This is a genomic window from Paraburkholderia sp. BL23I1N1, from assembly GCF_003610295.1.
GTDB lineage: Bacteria > Pseudomonadota > Gammaproteobacteria > Burkholderiales > Burkholderiaceae > Paraburkholderia.
In genome coordinates, this window is the sequence record NZ_RAPV01000001.1 from 1,509,995 (window position 1) to 1,529,608 (window position 19,614).

The 19,614-nt window shown below is 63.7% G+C and carries 17 protein-coding genes; 8 read left to right on the plus strand and 9 right to left on the minus strand.

All coding sequences use genetic code 11. The features are described from left to right. Positions 1 to 413: 413 nt before the first annotated feature. Positions 414 to 2,036, minus strand: a complete 1,623-nt coding sequence (locus B0G76_RS07200; RefSeq protein ID WP_120291252.1) for a DEAD/DEAH box helicase — start codon at positions 2,034 to 2,036, stop codon at positions 414 to 416. A gap of 468 nt (positions 2,037 to 2,504) precedes the next feature. Continuing rightward, positions 2,505 to 2,774, minus strand: coding sequence for an acyl-CoA-binding protein (locus tag B0G76_RS07205; protein ID WP_120291254.1), 270 nt, complete (start codon positions 2,772 to 2,774; stop codon positions 2,505 to 2,507). A gap of 161 nt (positions 2,775 to 2,935) precedes the next feature. Between B0G76_RS07205 and tsaB the strand changes: the two genes are divergently transcribed. Genes tsaB through B0G76_RS07225 form a run of 4 tightly spaced genes read left to right on the plus strand, consistent with a single transcriptional unit; the run spans position 2,936 to position 6,384 of the window. Beyond that, the gene (tsaB, locus tag B0G76_RS07210) at positions 2,936 to 3,745 is read left to right on the plus strand and encodes a tRNA (adenosine(37)-N6)-threonylcarbamoyltransferase complex dimerization subunit type 1 TsaB (protein ID WP_120291256.1); all 810 of its coding nucleotides are present in this window, start codon (positions 2,936 to 2,938) and stop codon (positions 3,743 to 3,745) included. Further along, on the plus strand, positions 3,742 to 4,236 hold the full coding sequence (gene rimI, locus B0G76_RS07215; protein WP_120291258.1) for a ribosomal protein S18-alanine N-acetyltransferase: 495 nt from the start codon (positions 3,742 to 3,744) through the stop codon (positions 4,234 to 4,236). Before tsaB ends, rimI begins: the two co-directional genes overlap by 4 nt. Beyond that, entirely contained in the window at positions 4,223 to 5,314 is a 1,092-nt protein-coding gene (locus B0G76_RS07220) for a uracil-DNA glycosylase (protein ID WP_120291260.1), read from the plus strand. The genes rimI and B0G76_RS07220 overlap by 14 nt, the downstream gene beginning before the upstream one ends. Then, on the plus strand, positions 5,311 to 6,384 hold the full coding sequence (locus B0G76_RS07225) for a DUF1853 family protein (RefSeq protein WP_409076700.1): 1,074 nt from the start codon (positions 5,311 to 5,313) through the stop codon (positions 6,382 to 6,384). The genes B0G76_RS07220 and B0G76_RS07225 overlap by 4 nt, the downstream gene beginning before the upstream one ends. Positions 6,385 to 6,445: 61 nt before the next feature. Here the strand turns inward: B0G76_RS07225 and thiD are convergent, their stop codons facing one another. Both thiD and lplT read right to left on the minus strand, forming a co-directional pair. Continuing rightward, positions 6,446 to 7,252, minus strand: a complete 807-nt coding sequence (gene thiD / locus B0G76_RS07230) for a bifunctional hydroxymethylpyrimidine kinase/phosphomethylpyrimidine kinase (RefSeq protein WP_120291262.1) — start codon at positions 7,250 to 7,252, stop codon at positions 6,446 to 6,448. 55 nt (positions 7,253 to 7,307) lie between these two features. Further along, the gene (gene lplT / locus B0G76_RS07235) at positions 7,308 to 8,615 is read right to left on the minus strand and encodes a lysophospholipid transporter LplT (protein WP_120291264.1); all 1,308 of its coding nucleotides are present in this window, start codon (positions 8,613 to 8,615) and stop codon (positions 7,308 to 7,310) included. Positions 8,616 to 8,833: 218 nt separating this feature from the next. Here lplT and alr point away from each other — a divergent pair, with 218 nt between their 5' ends. The 3 genes from alr (at position 8,834) to B0G76_RS07250 (ending at position 11,858) form a co-directional block, all read left to right on the plus strand. After that, the gene (gene alr / locus B0G76_RS07240; RefSeq protein WP_120291266.1) at positions 8,834 to 9,904 is read left to right on the plus strand and encodes an alanine racemase; all 1,071 of its coding nucleotides are present in this window, start codon (positions 8,834 to 8,836) and stop codon (positions 9,902 to 9,904) included. 155 nt (positions 9,905 to 10,059) lie between these two features. Continuing rightward, positions 10,060 to 11,436 (plus strand): DNA repair protein RadA, encoded by a 1,377-nt coding sequence (gene radA, locus B0G76_RS07245; RefSeq protein WP_120291268.1) that lies wholly within the window; start codon positions 10,060 to 10,062, stop codon positions 11,434 to 11,436. Positions 11,437 to 11,579: 143 nt separating this feature from the next. Then, positions 11,580 to 11,858 carry a DUF2866 domain-containing protein gene (locus B0G76_RS07250; protein ID WP_120291270.1) on the plus strand — a complete coding sequence of 93 codons (279 nt, stop codon included), beginning with the start codon at positions 11,580 to 11,582 and terminating at the stop codon, positions 11,856 to 11,858. A 76-nt stretch (positions 11,859 to 11,934) separates the two neighbouring features. On the opposite strand, the gene B0G76_RS07255 is transcribed toward B0G76_RS07250, so the two are convergent. Beyond that, positions 11,935 to 13,026, minus strand: a complete 1,092-nt coding sequence (locus B0G76_RS07255; RefSeq protein ID WP_259460812.1) for a CaiB/BaiF CoA-transferase family protein — start codon at positions 13,024 to 13,026, stop codon at positions 11,935 to 11,937. Between the two features lie 157 nt (positions 13,027 to 13,183). Then, positions 13,184 to 15,118: an ATP-binding cassette domain-containing protein gene (locus B0G76_RS07260; protein WP_120291274.1), complete on the minus strand. Its 1,935-nt coding sequence runs from the start codon at positions 15,116 to 15,118 to the stop codon at positions 13,184 to 13,186. Between the two features lie 135 nt (positions 15,119 to 15,253). On the opposite strand from B0G76_RS07260, the gene B0G76_RS07265 reads away from it, so the two are divergent. Further along, positions 15,254 to 15,733 (plus strand): glutathione peroxidase, encoded by a 480-nt coding sequence (locus B0G76_RS07265; RefSeq protein ID WP_120291276.1) that lies wholly within the window; start codon positions 15,254 to 15,256, stop codon positions 15,731 to 15,733. Positions 15,734 to 15,805: 72 nt separating this feature from the next. Here B0G76_RS07265 and cls read toward each other — a convergent pair whose 3' ends face one another. The 3 genes from cls to dapE form a co-directional block, all read right to left on the minus strand. Further along, the gene (gene cls, locus B0G76_RS07270) at positions 15,806 to 17,245 is read right to left on the minus strand and encodes a cardiolipin synthase (RefSeq protein WP_120291278.1); all 1,440 of its coding nucleotides are present in this window, start codon (positions 17,243 to 17,245) and stop codon (positions 15,806 to 15,808) included. A gap of 227 nt (positions 17,246 to 17,472) precedes the next feature. After that, positions 17,473 to 18,357 (minus strand): 50S ribosomal protein L3 N(5)-glutamine methyltransferase, encoded by an 885-nt coding sequence (gene prmB, locus B0G76_RS07275; RefSeq protein ID WP_120291280.1) that lies wholly within the window; start codon positions 18,355 to 18,357, stop codon positions 17,473 to 17,475. A 16-nt stretch (positions 18,358 to 18,373) separates the two neighbouring features. After that, positions 18,374 to 19,513 (minus strand): succinyl-diaminopimelate desuccinylase, encoded by a 1,140-nt coding sequence (dapE, locus tag B0G76_RS07280; RefSeq protein ID WP_120291282.1) that lies wholly within the window; start codon positions 19,511 to 19,513, stop codon positions 18,374 to 18,376. Positions 19,514 to 19,614 lie beyond the last annotated feature (101 nt).

Genomic DNA, 19,614 nt, shown 5'->3' on the forward strand with positions numbered 1-19,614 from the left:
CAGTCTTCGTCGAAGCGGCTGGCCGTTTGAGGCGTTTTGTTTCGTGAAGTCTTATATAAGAGTCTAGGCAAATCGATTGATACGCAATAGCAGGCAGGGAGCGTTTTTTGAATATTTATTGTTGTTAAAAATCAATTGCTTATGTAATTCGTTCCGCATTAAGAAATGTCTTTTTCCATCTTGCAATAGGGTATCTTGTGCCGTGCAGCACGATTTTTTACGACGCAAAAAAATTTTCCACATCGTGAAAAATCGGCGGTCGCCGAAGTATGGGCGAAAAAAAACCGGTGCCTGAGCACCGGTTTCTTTCGACTGACGGACAGCGCGGGGCTGTTCGGGTCTTTTCAGGCTGCGCTACGTACCGAACGAGTCACGTAACTAGCGCTTGCCTGTGGGAATAGCTGAATCGCTGCTTAGCTGCCGCGACGCGCCGTACGCGGACCGTCGCTGCGGCGTGCGCCGTAGCCGCCGTCACGCGAACCGCCGCCGAAACCGCCTTCACGCGAGCCGCCGCCGGCAGACTTGCCTGCCCAGCCGCCGCCATTGCCGCTACCGCTGCGAGCGCCGCCGCCATTACCGGCCGGCTTGCCAGCACCGCTGCCGCTACCGAAGCGACGGCCACCGCCGCCATTGCCACCGCCCGGACGGCCACGGCCGCCGAAGCCAGGACGGCCGCCATTGCCCGACGGAGCCGACTTGCGCGGCTCGAAGCCTGCGACGACGTTGACCGGCAGCGGGGTGCGCACGAAACGCTCGATGCGCTTCAGCGCGCCTTGTTCCGCGTGGTGCACGAGGCTCACGGCGATACCCGAGCGGCCTGCACGGCCGGTACGGCCGATACGGTGCACGTAGTCTTCAGCGAACTTCGGCAGATCGTAGTTGAACACGTGCGTGATGCCCGGGATGTCGATACCGCGCGCGGCGACGTCCGTTGCCACCAGCACGCGCACACGGCGCTCGCGGAGAGCCTTGATCGTGCGGTTGCGTGCGCCTTGCGGCAGATCGCCGTGGAGAGCTGCCGATTCGAAACCAGCGTCGGCCAGACGGCCTGCCAGTTGGTCAGCGTCCATCTTGGTTGCCGTGAAGACGATAGCCTGGTCGAGGCCTTCGTCGCGCAGCAGATGGTCGAGCAGACGATCCTTGTGGTCGCGGTCGTCAACGTAATGGACGGTTTGCGCGATGTTGGTGCGCTGTTCGAGGCGTTGAACGATCTCGATACGCTCCGGATCCTTCAACAGGCGGCCGGTCAGCGAGCTGATCTTGCCGTCGAGCGTGGCCGAGAACAGCATGGTTTGACGCGAAGCCGGCGTAGCGGCGACGATCGTTTCGATGTCTTCGATGAAGCCCATGTCCAGCATGCGGTCGGCTTCGTCGAGCACGAGGATTTGCAACTGCGACAGATCGATACGGCCGCGTTCCAGGTGGTCGATCAAACGGCCCGGCGTAGCAACCAGGATTTCCGGGTTCTTTGCCAGCAGCATCAGTTGTTGACCGTAAGCGACGCCGCCCAGAATGCTGACGGTGCGCAGACGCTTGAGGTGCTTGCCGTACGTGGCAGCGGCGGTGGTGACCTGCATTGCGAGTTCGCGGGTCGGCGTCAGAACCAGCATGGTCGGACGGGCAACCGGTTGCGGACGGCGCGTGCGGGCACCGTCAGCCGGACGCGGCTCACGCGGCTGGCTGGCTTGGGCTTTTTGCAGTTGCGAGAAACGTTCGATGGCGGGCAGCATGAACGCGGCGGTCTTGCCCGAACCGGTTGGGCTCGAGACCATCAGATCGCGGCCGGCGATGCCAGCGGGGATCGCGCGTTGCTGAACCGGAGTCGGGTTTTGATAACCAGCGGCGGTCAGCGCGGAGACGACATCCGCGGAGAGACCGAGCGACGCGAACGACGGGCCGGTCGGCGCTGCGGCTTCTGCGGCGACAGCTTCCGGAGCGGCAGCGATTGCTGCAGCTTGTACCGGTGCGTCGGCGAGACCGAGGGCTTGATCGGCGATGGCGTTCAACGGGCTGCTGGGGGTATTGCTCGAAGTCATGAGAATCCTTGGTAAATCCTTGGTACACACGGAATTAAAACGTCGGCGCCAATCGGCATACCCAAGTCGTCGGATTCAGCGAGCAAAGAAGCAGCGAGCAAATCGAAAAACGGGGGCAGCTCGCGACAATGAAGGCGAGCTTTTCGTTAGAAGCTGTATCGGATGCGACATGCCAAAACGGCGTGCCGCCAGCCTGGGACATGATCGCCCGTAGGGGGCTAGGCAGGAGGGGACAGGTTCTAAACTGGATTGGAGCTAAACGCTACGAGGCGCTGCGCCGCAAGGGCCGCTAGAGGAAAGCCGGGCAAAGCAGTGAAGCGCAGGCAGCATTGTATAGAGTTTTGTTGCACTGCGCCACCATAAAGAAGTTTCCTGGCGGAAAACTTTTGTTTTGGCCGGCTTATTACCGATTTCTTGCCGCCCTTCCAGGCTACCTGATTGGAAGCAGTTTTCCGCTACAAGGCCGGTTCAGGCCGACGCGCCGCTTTTCAGGGATTCGACGAGATCGATGTATTGCTGCTTCGCGGCGTCCTGAGCGGTGCCTTTGAGCGCGGCCCACGCATCGTACTTGTATTTGCCGACGATATCGGTGAAGCCGGGTTTGTCGCCGTGGACGTCGCCGTCGGTGGCTTGCTTGAAGAGGGAATAGAGGCGCAGGAGGGTGAGGTTACCCGGACGCTCGGGCAGTTGCCTGGCATCTTCCTGGGCCTGAACGAATTGCGCGTTGATGTCTGTCATGGTGGTTTTGCCCGGCTGGCGGGGTTGGTTTTGTCTGGGCCGATGATCATAACAACTGCATGCTGCCGCAGGGCCGAGGGCTTATTCCAAACACCGATCCCCGCCGGGCGGCCACACCCAAAACCGCATCTGCACGCGCCGTGCCGATTACAATACGGTCCATGACTCAAACTGTGCTTCTTGCCCTCGATACTTCGACCGAGTTCTGCTCGGTAGCGCTTTTGTCCGACGTTGGCGGTGCCGCCCAGGCAGCGGACCCGGGCCGCGCCGAACCCCGGATCTGGGTGCGCCACGAGCAAACCGGCGCAGTCTCAAGCACGCGCCTGCTGCCCGCCATTCGCGAACTTTTCGACGAAGCGGGTCTGACGTTGGCGGACTGCCATGCGATCGCATTCGGCTCCGGCCCCGGCTCATTCACTGGTCTTCGCACGGCGACGGGCGTCGCTCAAGGCCTCGCGTTCGGCCTGAACCTGCCGGTCGTGCCGGTCAGCACACTGCTGGCCTGCGCGGAAAGCGCTCGGCTGCGCGATCCGTCGGCGACTCGCGTGCTCGCCGCGCTCGATGCCCGGATGGACGAGATCTATTGGGCCGACTACGCATGGGACCCGGCCCTTGGCGAATGGCGCACACTCCAGCCGGCTTCGCTCGACGCGCCGGAACGGCTCGTTTTGCCTGACGTCCCCTTCACGCTGGCCGGTAATGCCGCTGCCGCTTTCGGCGTGCGGCTACCCGCCGTCGCGGCTGCGCGAACCGTTGATAGCGAAGCGCTGCCGCATGCGGTGCCGCTCGCGCACGCGGCGTTGCGCGCGTTTCGCGCCGGCCGCACTGTGCCGGCCGACCGGGCCGCGCCGGAATACATTCGCGACAAGGTCGCCCAGACGACGGCGGAGCGCACCGCCGAAAAAGCGGCCAAGGCCGAGCAGGCCGCCAGGCTGGCGCATGAAGCGCATCAAGGCGAGGGCCGGCAATGAGCGGCGTGTTGCTGGCGGACCGCTACATGTCGCAGATGACCGAAGCCGATCTGGACGAGGTCGCGGCCATTGAAAAGGTCGCCTACGAATTCCCCTGGAGCCGCGGCAATTTCGGCGATTCGCTGCGCAACGGCTATTTCGGCATCTGCCTGCGTCACGTCACGGGCACGCTGATCGGTTACTGCGTGCTGATGCCGGTGGTCGATGAAATGCATCTGCTCAATTTGTGCGTGACACCTGCCGCGCAAGGCGCCGGTGCCGGGCTCGCGCTGTTGCGCGAAGCGGTGCGCATTACGCGCGCCGAAAAACTCGAAGGCCTTCTGCTCGAAGTGCGGCCGTCGAATCATCGGGCTATCCGGCTTTACGAACGCTTCGGCTTTGCGTCGATTGGCCGGCGCAAAAACTATTATCCGGCGCGACATCGCAGCCGGGAGGACGCCATTGTGATGCGTTTCTCGTTTGCCACGGAGGGCGCAGATGGCCGTGCATGAATCGGTACTGGAAGAGTTTGGGCTGACGCCGCTGTGGGTGCGTCGCGGCACGTCGGCGGCGCAGGAAACCACGGTTGAAGCTGAGGCCGGGCAGGGCGCTGGCGCGTTAGCGGATCAGGCGGCGCGGCTCGACGATCCGCGTGCGGCGGCGCGTGAAGCGTCGTCGGTTGCGCATGCGCCGGATAGTCGGCAGGTAGCGTCCGTGACCGGCACGCCGCGGCCCGCGGTGCGTGCGGGCGAAACGCGGCAAGCGGATGCCGCGCGAACGCAGGGCGAGCGTCGTCCACCGCCACCCGCGCAGGAACAGGCGCAAGGGCGGATGGAAGCACAGTCCGATGCCCGGCAGCCGGTACAACAACCGTCGCCGCAATCGCGAGCATCCGAGCCACCCGCGTTCGACGCTCCGCCCGACGATGATTTCGCATGGTTCGACGATCAACCTGCTCACGCTCCCGTAGAAGCGCGCCGCGAGGCGCCTGAGCCCGCCTCGATTCAGACGCTCGACTGGGACGCGTTGAGCGAGCAGGTCGCCGCTTGCCAACGCTGTCGTCTGTGCGAGAAACGCACGAATACGGTATTCGGTGTCGGCGATCGCAATGCCGACTGGATGCTGATCGGCGAGGCACCTGGTGAGAACGAAGATCGTCTGGGCGAGCCGTTCGTCGGCCAGGCCGGCAAGCTGCTCGACAATATGCTGCGTTCGCTGACGCTCGCGCGCGACAGCAACGTCTATATCGCCAACTTGATCAAGTGCCGCCCGCCCGGCAACCGCAATCCCGAACCGGACGAAGTCGCGCGTTGCGAGCCTTATCTGCAACGGCAGGTGGCACTGCTCAAGCCGAAGCTGATCGTCGCGCTGGGCCGCTTCGCCGCGCAAAGTCTGCTTAAGACCGAGGCGAGCATTTCGTCGCTGCGCGGCCGTGTGCACGAATATGAAGGCGTGCCGGTGATCGTCACCTATCACCCGGCGTATCTGCTGCGCAGCCTGCCCGACAAGGCGAAGGCCTGGGCGGACCTGTGCCTCGCGCGCGACACGTGGCTCGCGGCGGGCGGTGTGCCGTCCAGCGCGGCAAAGTGACGGACGCAAGCGGCCCGGTGGCGCGGCTCGCCGTTGCGCCCGGCCCATCCGCGGCGATGCTCGATGAGTTGCTCGACACATTGCGCGTACCGGCCTTGCGCGATCTCGCGTGGTTGCTGCTGAGCGCCGATTTGTTGCGCGCGCAACCACCCGTGGGCGCGCTCGCCCGTCCTTTCGACTCGCAGCAGGAAGCTAATGCCACCGTCGACTGGTTACGCGCGCTGGACGCCGATCCGGCCGACTTGCAGCGCGACCTCGCCGCGACGCGAATCACACGTCTTGGTCGCTACGCCGAACGGCTGCTCGAATGGTTCCTGCAACACGGGCCGGCGGCGCGGCTGGTCGCGGCCGGTGTGCCGTTGCGGCGCTCGGGCGTGACGCTCGGTGAATGCGATTTTCTCGTGGCGACGCAGCAGGGCGCGCGCCTGCATTGGGAGTTGGCGGTGAAGTGCTATCTGCATGCGGGCGAAAGCCATGAGCAGCCGGCCACGCAGTCGACGGCACGATTAGCCGATTACGTCGGCCCGAATCTGAAGGACCGCTTCGATCTGAAGCTCGCGCATGTGCTGAATCATCAACTGCCGTTGAGCGCGCGCGAAGAGTTTGCATCGGTTGGGTATGCGGGGCCGTGGACGCCGCAGATGTTTATCAAAGGCTGGCTGTTCTACCGAGCGGGTGAAACGCCTGCCGATCCTGTCGAACTCGATCCGTCGCATGGACGGGGCTGGTGGGTCACGCGCAACGATTGGCCGGATTTTGCCGCGGCGCATGCGCAGACGTGGCGCGAGTTGCCACGGTTGGAATGGCTTGCGCCGCGACGGCACGAGCGAGGTGCAGCGGGCACGCCGGGCGAGTCGGAAGGAGTGAGATTCGCTTTTGTCGATGCTCAAACGCTCGCTACGCAAACGTCACATCAGCACGGACCGACAATGGTCGCGGCGTTCGTCGATGACAGCGCAGGTAACCGCATTGAACGCTCGCGTGGCTTTATCGTGCCGAACGATTGGCCTGAGTTGGCGCAGGCCTACGCGCGGCAATCGCGCGAACAACAGGGCGGCCGCAAGCACTAGCGGCGTAGGGAGGTGCAACGCAGCGGCCAGCGCCGCTGCGATGTCGAAGCACCTTCTTGTCTCACCACCACCGGTAAAAATGATGCACCGGTCCGACGCCGCTGCCGACGTCGAGCCGATCGCTCGCCTGCAACGCGCCGGTCAGATACAGTTTGGCGTCCGCGACCGCGCTCGCCAGATCGGCGCGCTGCGGAATCAGCGCCGCAATCGCCGACGATAGCGTGCAGCCCGTCCCGTGCGTATTCTTCACCGGCACGCGCGGGCCGCCCAGGCGCAGCGTGCCGCTATCCTGGACGAGCCAGTCGGGACTGTCCACTGCGCTCAAATGCCCCCCCTTCATCAGCACCGCCCGCGCGCCAAGCGCACGCAGCGCTTCGCCTTGTTCGACCATGCCGGCTTCGTCGGTGGCGGCTTCTACGCCTAGCAAGGCCGCGGCTTCCGGCAGATTGGGTGTGAGCAGATCGGCGAGCGGCAGCAACTCGTCGCGCACGGCGGCAACTGCATCCGGGAGCAGCAGCGCGTGATTGCTCTTCGAAATCATCACCGTGTCGAGCACGATATGTTTCGGTTTGTGCCGCCGCAGCGCATCGGCAACCGCGCGCGCGATTTGCGCATTCGCCAGCATGCCGATCTTCACGGCGTCGATACGGATGTCGTCGAACACCGCGTCGAGTTGCGCGGTGATAAAGGCGGGTTCCGGCGCGTGAATCGCCGTGACGCCGCGCGTGTTCTGTGCGGTGAGCGCGGTGATCACGCTCGCGCCGTAGGCGCCGAGCGCCGAGAAAGCCTTCAGATCGGCTTGAATGCCGGCGCCGCCGCCGGAATCGGAACCGGCGATCGTCAGCACATTGGGAATGGGTTGAGTCATGGCAAAGCGAGGAAAGGGGGAAGGCGCGGGCAGTAAGCGCGGTGCCCGCCGCGCGTCAGTGCTTGGCTTCGCCGATCAGCGCGACCGAGTCGAACGCGCGTTGGTTAGCCAGGTGGCGCCGCATTACGAGCCACATCATCAGGCAGACGAAGGTGCCGAATAGCACGATCACCGCCGAGACCGGCACGTCGAGCCAAACCAGCACGGCGTACAGGCACAGCATCACGAGCACCGAGAGATTTTCGTTGAAGTTCTGCACGGCGATCGAATGACCCGCCGACAGCAGCACGTGGCCGCGATGCTGGAGTAGCGCATTCATCGGCACGACGAAAAATCCCGACAGGCCGCCGACGATCATCAGGAAGATATACGCGACGATCAGATAGCCCGGCACATGCATACGGCCGAAATACAGACCCCAATGCGTGGGGAACAGATTCCGTGTGTAGAAGGCCATCAGCATCACGGCGATGCCCATAATGATACCGACCGGAAGCACCGACAGCGATTTCTTCAACGGCACGCGGGAAGCCGCGAAAATCGCGCCGGCCGCCACGCCCACTGCCACCACCGCTTGCAGAATCGCGGCTTCCGAAAGCGACATGTTCAGCGACACTTCGGCCCATTTCAGCACGATGAATTGCAGCGTCGCGCCGGCGCCCCAAAAAAGCGTGGTGACCGCGAGCGAAATCTGGCCGAGCTTGTCACGCCACAGCACGAGAAAGCAGTCGGCGAAATCGGTGATCAGCTTGATCGGGCCGCGTTCCTGTTTCGGATAGCGCGCGCCGGTGTCGGGAATGCGCAGATTGAAGAGCGCGGCGATCACGTAAATGGCCATGATCACCAGCATCGCCGCTTCAGCGGGTGTGTTGACCGTGGGAATGTGGTGCCTGAGGATCGGCGCGGCAATATGCGGGCTAATGAGCGCGCCCCCTAGCACGGTGCCGAGAATGATCGAGCCGACCGTGGTGCCTTCGATCCAGCCGTTCGCCGCGACCAGCCGGTCAGGCGGCAGCAGTTCGGTAAGAATGCCGTACTTGGCGGGCGAGTAGGCCGCCGCGCCGAAACCCACAATGCCATAGGCGATCAACGGGTGCGCGCCGACCAGCATCGTGATACAGCCAAGAACCTTGATGGTGTTGGTGACGAACATCACGTGGCCCTTCGGCCGGGAGTCGGCGAAGGCGCCCACGAAGGCGGCCAGAACGACGTACGACAGCACAAAGAACAACTTGAGCAGCGGCGTCATCCAGTTCGGGGCGTGAAGATCTTTCAGCAGTGCGATAGCAGCGATCAGAAGCGCATTGTCGGCCAGCGACGAAAAAAACTGCGCGGCCATGATGGTGTAAAAACCTTTTTTCATCTGATGCGATGCTGTCCTCGCTGCGGTCTATCCGCCCCGGCCGTATCTAAAGCGTCCGGGCTTATACCGTTCGAAATGGGTTGTGCGCACGGCTTTATATCACGAAAATAGCTGAATTCGGACTAGCAAAATCCTTGATCGCACCGCCCAGCGGGCTGCCGAGCACTGAAAACGCCCTGTAAGCTCCTGATTCGCAAGCGTCTTTACGAAAATTACCTATGCCGCGCCCGCTCTCAGCCACGATTCATACTGCCGCACTCGCCAATAATCTCGCCGTCGCCCGGCGTTACGCACCAAAATCCAAGATCTGGGCCGTCGTCAAGGCGAACGCATACGGGCACGGCCTCGCGCGCGCTTTTCCCGGCTTGCGCGCAACCGACGGCTTTGGTCTGCTGGACCTTGAAGAAGCCGTGAAGTTGCGTGAATTGGGCTGGGCCGGGCCGATTCTGTTGCTCGAAGGCTTCTTTCGTCCAACCGATATCGACGTGATCGACCGCTACAGCCTGACCACGGCGCTGCACTCGGACGAACAGCTGCGCATGCTTGAAATGGCGCGTCTGTCCAAGCCCGTCAATATCCAGCTGAAGATGAACACCGGCATGAACCGCCTCGGGTACACGGTGGAAAAATTCCGCTCCGCGTGGGAGCGTGCGCGGGCTTGCCAGGGCGTCGGCCAGATCACGTTGATGACCCATTTCTCGGATGCCGACGGCGAACGCGGCATCGCCCATCAGATGGAAGCATTCGAGCGCGGCGCGCAAGGGATTGCCGGCGCGCGCAGCCTGTCGAATTCCGCGGCGACGCTGTGGCATCCCGCCGCGCACTTCGACTGGGTGCGCCCAGGCATCATGCTGTACGGGGCGTCGCCCTCGGGTGTGACGGCCGCGATCGCAGGCACCGGCCTGCAACCGGCCATGACGCTCGCCTCCGAACTGATCGCCGTGCAGACGATCGCCGAAGGCAATACGGTCGGCTATGGTTCGGTGTTCAAGGCGCGCGCATCGATGCGCATCGGTGTGGTGGCCTGCGGTTACGCGGACGGTTATCCGCGAGTCGCGCCGGAAGGCACGCCGGTGATCGTCGACGGCGTGCGGACGCGGATCGTCGGGCGGGTGTCGATGGACATGCTGACCGTCGACCTGACGCCGATCCCGACGGCCAACGTCGGTTCGCGTGTCGAGCTGTGGGGCACGTCGCTGCCGATCGACGACGTCGCACAGGCGTGCGGCACGATCGGCTACGAGCTGATGTGCGCGGTGGCGCCGCGCGTGCCGGTGCGCGCGGAGTAGGGCGCAGCGCGCTGACAGGCTGGTGAGAGCCGCCGATGGCGGCCTCAATGGCGGTTGTTGCGAAGCGGGGTCCCCATGACGATTGCAGTGAGTTCCTCGATGAGGAGCCTCTGCGAACGTACCAATTCAAAGAACAGCAACACAGGCAAGGGCGCGTGGCTAAACAGAAGACGTTGTACATCTGCAGTGAATGCGGCGGCCAATCGCCGAAGTGGGCCGGGCAGTGCCCGTCATGCAATGCGTGGAACACGCTGGTGGAATCGGTCGCGGAGACGCCCTCCACGCATCGCTTCCAGTCGCTCGCAAAGAGTGCGCCGGTGCGGCGTCTCGCCGATATCGACGCCTCCGACGTGCCACGCTTTTCGACCGGCGTCAGCGAATTCGACCGCGTGCTGGGCGGCGGCCTCGTGCCAGGCGGCGTGGTGCTGATTGGCGGCGATCCGGGCATCGGCAAATCGACGTTGCTGCTGCAGTCGCTCGCGGAAATCGCCGCGGACAAACGCGCGCTTTATATCAGCGGCGAAGAATCGGCCGCGCAGATTGCGTTGCGTGCGCAACGACTTTCGTTGCTGGAACCAGGCTCGAAGGCGAGCGAGCTGCAACTGCTGGCAGAAATCCAGCTCGAGAAAATCCAGGCGACGATCGCCGAGCAGCGGCCGGACGTCGCGGTGATCGACTCGATTCAAACCGTTTATTCCGACGCGCTGACCTCCGCACCCGGTTCGGTCGCGCAGGTGCGCGAGTGCGCGGCGCAATTGACGCGCATCGCCAAACAGTCGGGCACCACCATCATCATGGTCGGCCACGTCACCAAGGAAGGTGCGCTCGCCGGGCCGCGCGTGCTCGAACACATCGTCGATACGGTGCTGTACTTCGAGGGCGACACGCATTCCTCGTACCGGTTGGTGCGCGCGATCAAGAACCGCTTCGGCGCGGTCAACGAACTGGGCGTGTTCGCGATGACCGAACGCGGTCTGCGCGGGGTCGCCAATCCGTCGGCGTTGTTTCTGTCGCAGCACGAGCAGTCCGTGCCGGGGTCGTGCGTGCTGGTGACGCAGGAGGGCACGCGGCCGCTGCTGGTCGAAGTGCAGGCGCTGGTCGACTCGGCCAACGCGCCGAATCCACGGCGCCTTGCCGTGGGGCTGGAACAGAACCGTCTGGCGATGCTGCTGGCGGTGTTGCATCGGCACGCGGGCATCGCCTGTTTCGACCAGGATGTGTTCCTGAATGCGGTCGGCGGCGTGAAGATCACCGAGCCCGCGGCCGACCTGGCCGTGCTGTTCGCGATTCACTCATCGATGCGCAACAAGCCGCTGCCCAAGGGGCTGGTCGTATTCGGCGAAGTGGGCCTCGCCGGCGAAATCCGGCCATCGCCGCGCGGTCAGGATCGCCTTAAGGAAGCGGCCAAACTGGGCTTTTCGGTCGCGGTCATTCCGAAGGCCAATGCACCCAAACAGCCGATTGAAGGCTTACAGGTTGTTGCAGTTGAAAGGATCGAGCAAGCCATCGATCGGGTCCGCACGCTCGAATAGACGGGGCTCCGGCGCCCACGGGCGCTGCCGCCGCCGTAATGCGCGGTAAATATCTCCATATTGGCTGTAACCTACCCGACATTCCTTTTTCCTAAGCTGCGAAGGTATTGCATCCCTTGTGATGCCGGAAAGAGGATCGCGCCTTGAAACAGTCATATGAAACCGTGGTCGAGCGGCCGATGCAGGTGCGCGGCTGCCGTGTCTCCGAGCCCATTCGCCAGCCTTGGGGCGGTGCTTGCCGGATTGTCGAGTGGATCGACACGACGGGGCAGATTTCGCGCCGGGTGGTGGCCGAACACGTCACTCCCGCCGAAGTGCGCGCAACGATCAGCCGTCACGTGGAAGGCCGCAAACATTTCCTGTACGACGACGAAAAAACTCCGCGTCAGGTTTTGCCGCGGCAGCCGGTGGCGCGGCGCTGAGGTTTCGGGGCGGTGGGGCGTGAGCCCGCACCGCAGAGCGCCTGGCCAAATCTGAGCTTGGCCTTTTTGCTTAGCCCTAGTCGCGCTTCAATGGCGCGTGACGGGTGTGGCCACCTTCGTCCCCAGCTTCGTCGCCGTTCTGGTCTTCGCTCATCGCGGCGTACGGTTGCAGGTTGAACAGCGGATGCTGCGCGGCTTCCGTCGGGGTCAGCACCGGCGAGACGCAGCAGTCCAGCGATTCCAGCAGCAACACCCATTCCTCCAGCGGGCGCTTGCCGATCAGGTCGGCGAAATCCTGCGTCAGCGCGGCGGCGTCCGGGCCGCCGATCGCCTGACCCAGGCTCCAGTGACGCGTCGCCCATTCGGGGCGGTCCAGCGCCATGCACAGCGTTTCCCAGAATTTGAGTTCGAGCGCGCCGACCGCGAGCCAGCGGTTGTTGAGTGTCCGATACAGGTTGTAGCAGGGCACACCGCCGTTCAGCAGACCGGCGCCGGCGGCCGGCGCGGCGCCCTCATTGGCGAGCGCCACTTGCGCGACGACGTTGTGCGCATGCGTGACGTGCGTCATGGATACATCGACGAAGCGGCCGGCGCCGCCGCGCGACACATGCCACAACGCGGCAAGAATCTGCGTCACGGCGCTTAACGCGCCGCCGAGCAGGTCGGCAATCTGGAAATTCGGCAGAATCGGCGTGCCGTCGCGGCTCGCCAGTTGATCGAGCACGCCCGCATAGCCGATGTAGTTCAGATCGTGACCGGGATGGTCGACAAACGGACCGCTCGCACCGTAACCGCTGATCGCGCAGTAGACCAGCCGCGGATTGACCGCGCGCAGGGTTTCGTAGCCGATACCGAGGCGCTCCATCACGCCGGGACGGAAGCTCTCGATCAGCACATCCGCTTCGGCCGCGAGCGCGCGTAGCACGTTGCGTCCTGGTTCCGATTTGAGGTCGAGGCGCGTTTCGCGCTTGCCGCGATTCACCAGCCGGTAAAACGCGCCGGGGCGGCCTGCCACGCGGTCGCCCGACGATTGCATCATCGTGCGGGTGGGGTCGCCCGCGCCGGGCGCTTCAATCTTCAGCACGTCGGCGCCGAGTTCTGCAAGCCGCAAGGCGGCCACCGGACCGGGCAGCAGGCGCGTCAGGTCCAGCACACGCAGGCCTTGCAGCGGAGCCGGCGCTGCCACCTGCGACGACGCGACCGATGACGCTGATGAAGACGCGGAGAGCAACTCAGATGAGGACTCCGATGAAGACGCAGACGAGCTCACGGGTGACAAGGGCTACCTCCGATCGATGCCGGCGCGGTCCAGCAACTGCCTGCCGCTAGCCGATTTGTTCGAGTTCCTCATGAGTCTCGAGCCATTCGGCTTCGAGTGCTTCGAGGCGCGCGTTCACGTCTGCCTGACGGCGGATCGCCTCCGTCAGTTTGCTCTTCTGCTCGGGCTCGTAACTGGCCGGATCGACGACGAACGCATCGAGCGTCGCCTTTTCCGCGTTGAGCGCGTCCATTTCCTTTTCGATCTTCGTGATGCGGCTTTGCAGTGGCTTCTTCAGATGCGCGAGCTTCTGGCGCGTTTCTGCTTCGAGGCGCCGTTGCTCCTTGCGATTGACGCCATTGTCCGCGCTATCCGTGCCGCTTGACGCCGTGCCCGCCTTGAGCGCCGCGCGTTGTTCCACGGCATGTTGGAGCAGCCAGTCGCGGTAGTCGTCGAGATCGCCGTCGAATTCCTGCAGACGGTGCTTCGCGACCAGCATGAACACGTCAGTGGTGGCGCGCAACAGATGCCGGTCGTGCGACACCAGAATCAGCGTGCCCTCGAATTGCGCGAGCGCCATGGTTAATGCGTGACGCGTTTCGAGATCCAGGTGGTTGGTTGGTTCGTCGAGCAGCAGCAGATTCGGCTTTTGCCAGATGATCAATGCGAGTGCCAGACGGGCTTTTTCGCCGCCCGAGAAGGGCGCGATTTTCGCGGTCGCCATCTCACCGGAAAAATTGAAACTGCCGAGGAAGTCGCGCAATTCCTGTTCGCGCGTATCCGGCGCCAGACGTGCCAGATGCTGCAGCGGGGTATCGTCCGGACGCAGGGTTTCGAGCTGATGCTGCGCGAAGTAGCCGATGCGCAGTCCCTTGCCTTCGCGCACATGGCCGCTGAGGGCTTCGAGCGTGCCGGCGAGCGTTTTGATGAGCGTAGATTTGCCTTGGCCGTTGGCGCCAAGCAGGCCGATGCGCTGACCGTTCTGGATCGACAGCATCACATGGTCGACGATGGGAATTTCGCCGTCTTCGCCGTGATAGCCGCAGCGCACGTCTTCCATCACCATCATCGGATTCGGTGCGGAATCGGGTGTGCGGAATTCGAACGTGAACGGCGAGGACGCGTGCGCCGGCGCGATCATTTCCATCTTTTCGAGCGCCTTCACGCGGCTTTGCGCCTGGCGCGCCTTGGTGGCCTGCGCCTTGAAACGGTTGATGTAGCTCTGCAGATGCTCGACCGTGCGCTGCTGCTTCTCATACGCGCTTTGCTGCAAAGCGATTTGTTGCGCGCGCAGGATTTCGAACTGCGAATAATTGCCGCCGTAACGCTTGATCTGCTGCTGTTCCAGATGCAGCGTGACGTTGCAGACGGAGTCGAGAAATTCGCGGTCGTGCGAGATCACGATCAGCGTACCCGGATAACGGTGCAGCCAGTCTTCGAGCCAGACGATCGCGTCGAGATCCAGGTGGTTGGTCGGCTCGTCGAGCAGCAGCAGGTCGGAGCGGCACATCAGCGCTTGCGCCAGATTCAACCGCATGCGCCAGCCGCCCGAGAAACTGCTGACGGGCTCGCGCGTTTGTTCGAGCGTGAAGCCAAGGCCGAGCAGCAAAGCCTCGGCGCGGGCGGGCGCGGTGTAGCCGTCGGCGTCGGCGAACGCGGCGTGCGCTTCGCCTTCGGCGGCGCCGTCATGCGCGGCCGAGGCTTCGGCAATGCGTGCTTCGATAGTGCGCAAGGCCGCGTCGCCGTCGAGCGTGTAGGCGAGCGCGGTCTTGTCAGCGGCGGGTGTTTCCTGCGCGACGTGGGCGATCTGCCAGGTCGGCGGCATCGAAAAATCGCCGCCGTCCGCATGCAGTTCGCCGAGCAGCACGGCAAACAGCGTCGACTTGCCTGCGCCGTTCGCCCCCACCAGGCCTGCCTTCTCGCCGGGGTTGAGGGTGAACGTGGTGTTTTCAAAGAGCGGCTTGGTGCCGCGCGCGAGGCTGAACTGGTTAAAGCGGATCACGAAGAGGCCGGCGGAAGAAAAACGCTATTTTAGACTGCCGGGGCTGACACCGGGCGCTCAGCCAGGATCGGCCATTCGGCCGACTGTACCGGCGCATCTTTTGGCATAGACTGACGGCTTTTACGGGGAGAACACATGACATCGATTTATTCGTTTTCTGCACGTACGCTCGGCGGCGAGGAAGTGAGCCTCGAGCGCTATCAGGGCAAGGTCTTGCTGATCGTCAATACGGCGAGCGAATGCGGATTCACACCGCAGTACGCGGGCCTGCAAAAGGTCTATGACACCTATGCTGCGCGCGGACTCGCGGTGCTCGGTTTTCCGTGCAACCAGTTCGGCAAGCAGGAACCGGGGGATGCCGCGCAGATCGGCAGCTTCTGCGAAAAGAACTACGGCGTGACCTTTCCGATGTTCGACAAGATCGACGTGAACGGCGCTAACGCGCATCCGCTGTTCCGCTATCTGACGGGCGAGGCGCCGGGTTTGCTGGGCCTCGAAGCGATCAAATGGAACTTCACCAAGTTCCTCATCGGCCGCGACGGTAAAGTGGTGAAGCGCTATGCGCCGCTGACCAAGCCCGAGGCGATTGTCGAGGACGTCGAGAAGCTGCTGTAAAGCACGGTAGGGCGGCAAGCGGTAAGGTGCCAGGCGCAGTCGAAGCCGGCAGCGCCCGAGCCGCGGTGGCCGCTACAGGATCGGCGAGAACAACCGCGCCACGTGCATCAGCACACGCCGCAGCGCACCCGCTTTGCGGTACTCGGTGCGGTCGATTTCGAGCGACTCCGCGAAGTCCTTGAGCAGCATCGCTTCGACATCTTTGGCGAAGCCACGGTCCACGGTGAGCACCATGATCTCGAAGTTCAGCCGGAACGAGCGGTTGTCGAGATTCGCGCTGCCGATTGCCGCCGCGACGCTGTCGATCAGCACGACTTTCTGATGCAGGAAGCCCGGCTGGTAGCGGAAGATCCGGATGCCCGCGCGCAGCGAGTCGTACGCATACAGTTTCGAGGCGGCGAACACCACACGGTGATCGCGCCGGCACGGAATCAGAATGCGCACGTCCACGCCGCGTAACACCGCAAGTCGCAGCGCGGCGAAGACGGCTTCGTCGGGCACGAGATAAGGTGTCGTGATCCAGATCCGCTCGCGTGCCGCGTTGATCGCCTCCACGAAGAAGAGCGAGCAGGTCTCCTGCTTGTCGGCCGGACCGCTCGGCACCACGAGGCAGTGCATGCCCTCGTCGGCCGGCTGGACGTCCGGCATGACGAACTCGGGCAGCTCCTGGGTCGCCCAGTGCCAGTCTTCAGTGAATACGAACTGAATGCTGGCGACGGCCGGGCCGCGCACTTCGATATGCGTATCGCGCCACGGCGACAGCGGCGGCTTGCTGCCGAGATACTCGACCCCCACGTTGTGTCCGCCGACAAACGCGCGCTCGCCGTCCACGGAGACGATTTTGCGGTGATTGCGGAAGTTCAACTGCAGGCGATTGACGAAGCGGCGATTGGTGGCGAACGGGTGCGTCTCCACGCCGGCCGCGCGCAGCGCCGCCACGTAGCGGTGGGGCAGATCGAAACTGCCAATGCTGTCGTACAGGAAGTAGACGCGCACGCCTTGCTGCGCTTTCGCGATCAGCGCGTCTTTGAGCATCTCGCCGAGCGCGTCGTCGCGCACAATGAAGAACTGCACGATCACGTAATTGCGTGCGCTTTCAATCGCTTCGAAGATTGCCTCGAAAGTCGCGGCTCCGTTCACGAGCGTGCGCACGGAATTGCCCGGCAGGAATGGCATACCACTCAGGCGCGTGAGCGAATGCACAAGTCTGGCGCCCAGTTCCTGCGTAGGCAGCCCGGCGGAGGAGGCTTTTGTATCCCATTCCCGAGGATGGGCGCGCGTGCGCAGCAATTCGTTTTCGATGCGGCGGGCGTCCGCGTAACCTTCGAATTTGCTGCGGCCGAGAAACAGGTAGGGCACCAGCGTCAGATACGGCATGGCGACCAGCGACACAGCCCATGCGATCGCGCCTTGCGACGTGCGGGTGTACAGAATCGCGTGGCACGCCGCGATCACGCCGAGAATATGGGCGAGGGCGACCAGCGGGCCGACATGAAGCAGGTCGAATTCCATAGGCGGGCGAAGGGTTGGCAAAGCGCCGCCGCGGCTGCCTGACGGCGCCGCGCACAGCCGACCGCGCCCATCTTACCGAACGTGAGTGCGTTGGGGGGCGTGATTCATGGGCGACACGCGGGAGACACGTGGGCGATCCTCCGATAATTCACGGGCGACCCACGGACAAAGCGCGCGGCCAAGCACTGAATGCCTGCCGCGCGCCTCGAGGGTCCAGCAATAAAACGTCAGACTGGCAGATCCGCGGCCTGAATCAGGAATACGTTGTCGTCGCCGGCACTCGTCGACAGCCAGACCAGATCGAGGCCACCGAATGCCGCTTCGACGTTTGCGCGCTCGTTGCCGATCTCGACCACCAGCACGCCGTGTTCGGTCAGCCAGTTACGCGCTTCGGCGATGATCCGGCGCACGATATCCATGCCGTCCGCGCCGCCTGCCAGGGCCATGTGGGGTTCGTGCTTGTATTCGGCGGGCAGTTCCTCCATCGAGCTGGCATTCACATACGGCGGATTGCTGATGATCACGTCGTAGCGGCGCTCGGCGAGCGGCGCGTACAGATCGCCTTCGAAGAGGGCGATGCGGTCGTCGAGCCGGTAGTCCGTCACGTTGCGCGAGGCGACTTCAATAGCGGGCGCGGAGAGATCGACCGCGTCGATATCGGCGTTCGGGAACGCGTGCGCCGCGAGGATCGCAAGGCAGCCGGAGCCCGTGCACAGTTCCAGCACGGCGCTGACCTGTTCGGGATCTTCGACGTACGGCTGCAGGCCGTCCTGCAGCAACTCGCCGATAAACGAGCGCGGCACGATCACGCGTTCGTCCACGTAGAAGCGGAAGCCGTGCATCCACGCTTCCTGCGTGATGTAGGCCGCGGGTACGCGCTGGGCGGCGCGGCGCTCGATCACGTTCAGCACGGCGTCGATTTCAGCCGCGGAGAGGCGCGCGTCGAGGAACGGCTCCAGCAGATCCAGCGGCAGATGCAGTGTTTGCAGGATCAGATAGGCGGCTTCGTCGTAAGCGTTGGCCGAGCCGTGGCCGAACGACAACTCGGCCTGATTGAAGCGCGACACCGCGAAACGCAGCAGGTCGCGAACAGTGGAAAACGGGAGCGTCATCGCGGATATTCCTTGGTCAGGCGATCAGTTGTTCGAGCACGCGGCGATACACGTTCTTCAGCGGCTCGATGTGTGCGACTTCGATATGTTCGTCGATCTTGTGGATGCTGGCGTTCAGCGGACCGAATTCGATCACCTGCTCGCAGATGCGGGCAATGAAGCGGCCATCCGAGGTGCCGCCGGTGGTCGACAGTTCAGCCGTGACGCCGGTTTCGTCCTTGATGGCTTTAGCCAGCGCGTTTGATAGGTCGCCGCGCGGCGTGAGGAACGGCAGGCCGCTCACATTCCATTGCAGGTCGTATTCGAGATTGTGCTTGTCGAGGATCGCGTGGACGCGTGCCTGCAGGCCTTCCACCGTGCTGGCCGTGGAGAAGCGGAAATTGAACATCACATCCGCATGGCCGGGGATCACGTTGGTCGCGCCGGTGCCGCTATGGAGGTTCGACACCTGCCAGGTGGTGGGCGGGAAGTACTCGTTGCCGTCGTCCCAGCGCTCGGCGACCAGTTCGGCCAACGCGGGCGCAAGCAGATGCACCGGGTTTTTCGCCAGATGCGGGTAGGCGATATGGCCTTGCACGCCCTTGACGATCAGCTTGCCCGACATTGAACCGCGCCGGCCATTCTTGACCATGTCGCCGAACTGCGCGCTCGAGGTCGGTTCGCCGACGAGGCAGTAGTCCATGCGCTCGCCGCGCGACTGCAGCGCTTCAACGACCTTGACGGTGCCGTCGGTCGCGGGGCCTTCTTCGTCGCTCGTAATCAGGAAAGCGATCGAGCCGCGATGCGCGGGGTGCGCCGCGACGAACTCCTCGCTTGCCACCACGAAGCCCGCGATCGACGCCTTCATGTCCGCCGCGCCGCGGCCGTAGAGCTTGCCGTCACGATGGGTCGGCTCGAACGGCGCAGAGTGCCATTGTTCGAGCGGGCCGGTCGGCACGACGTCCGTGTGGCCGGCGAAAGCGAGCAGCTTGCCGCGCGTGCCGTCGACGCCGCGTTTGACGGCCCACAGGTTGGTCACGCCGTTCGATTCGATCGTCTCGTGCTCGAAGCCGAGCACGGACAGGCGTTCGATCAACAGACGCTGGCAATGCTGGTCGTCGGGCGTGACAGAGGCGCGCGCGATCAGTTGTTCGGTAAGAGCAAGGGTGCCGGACATGGATTCAGTACAAGCCACTTTGAAATGAAAAAATGCCGGCTGGCGGTTGGACACCGCAGCCGGCAACAGCTTTTAAGCAACGCGGCGAGGCCGCGTTTTAC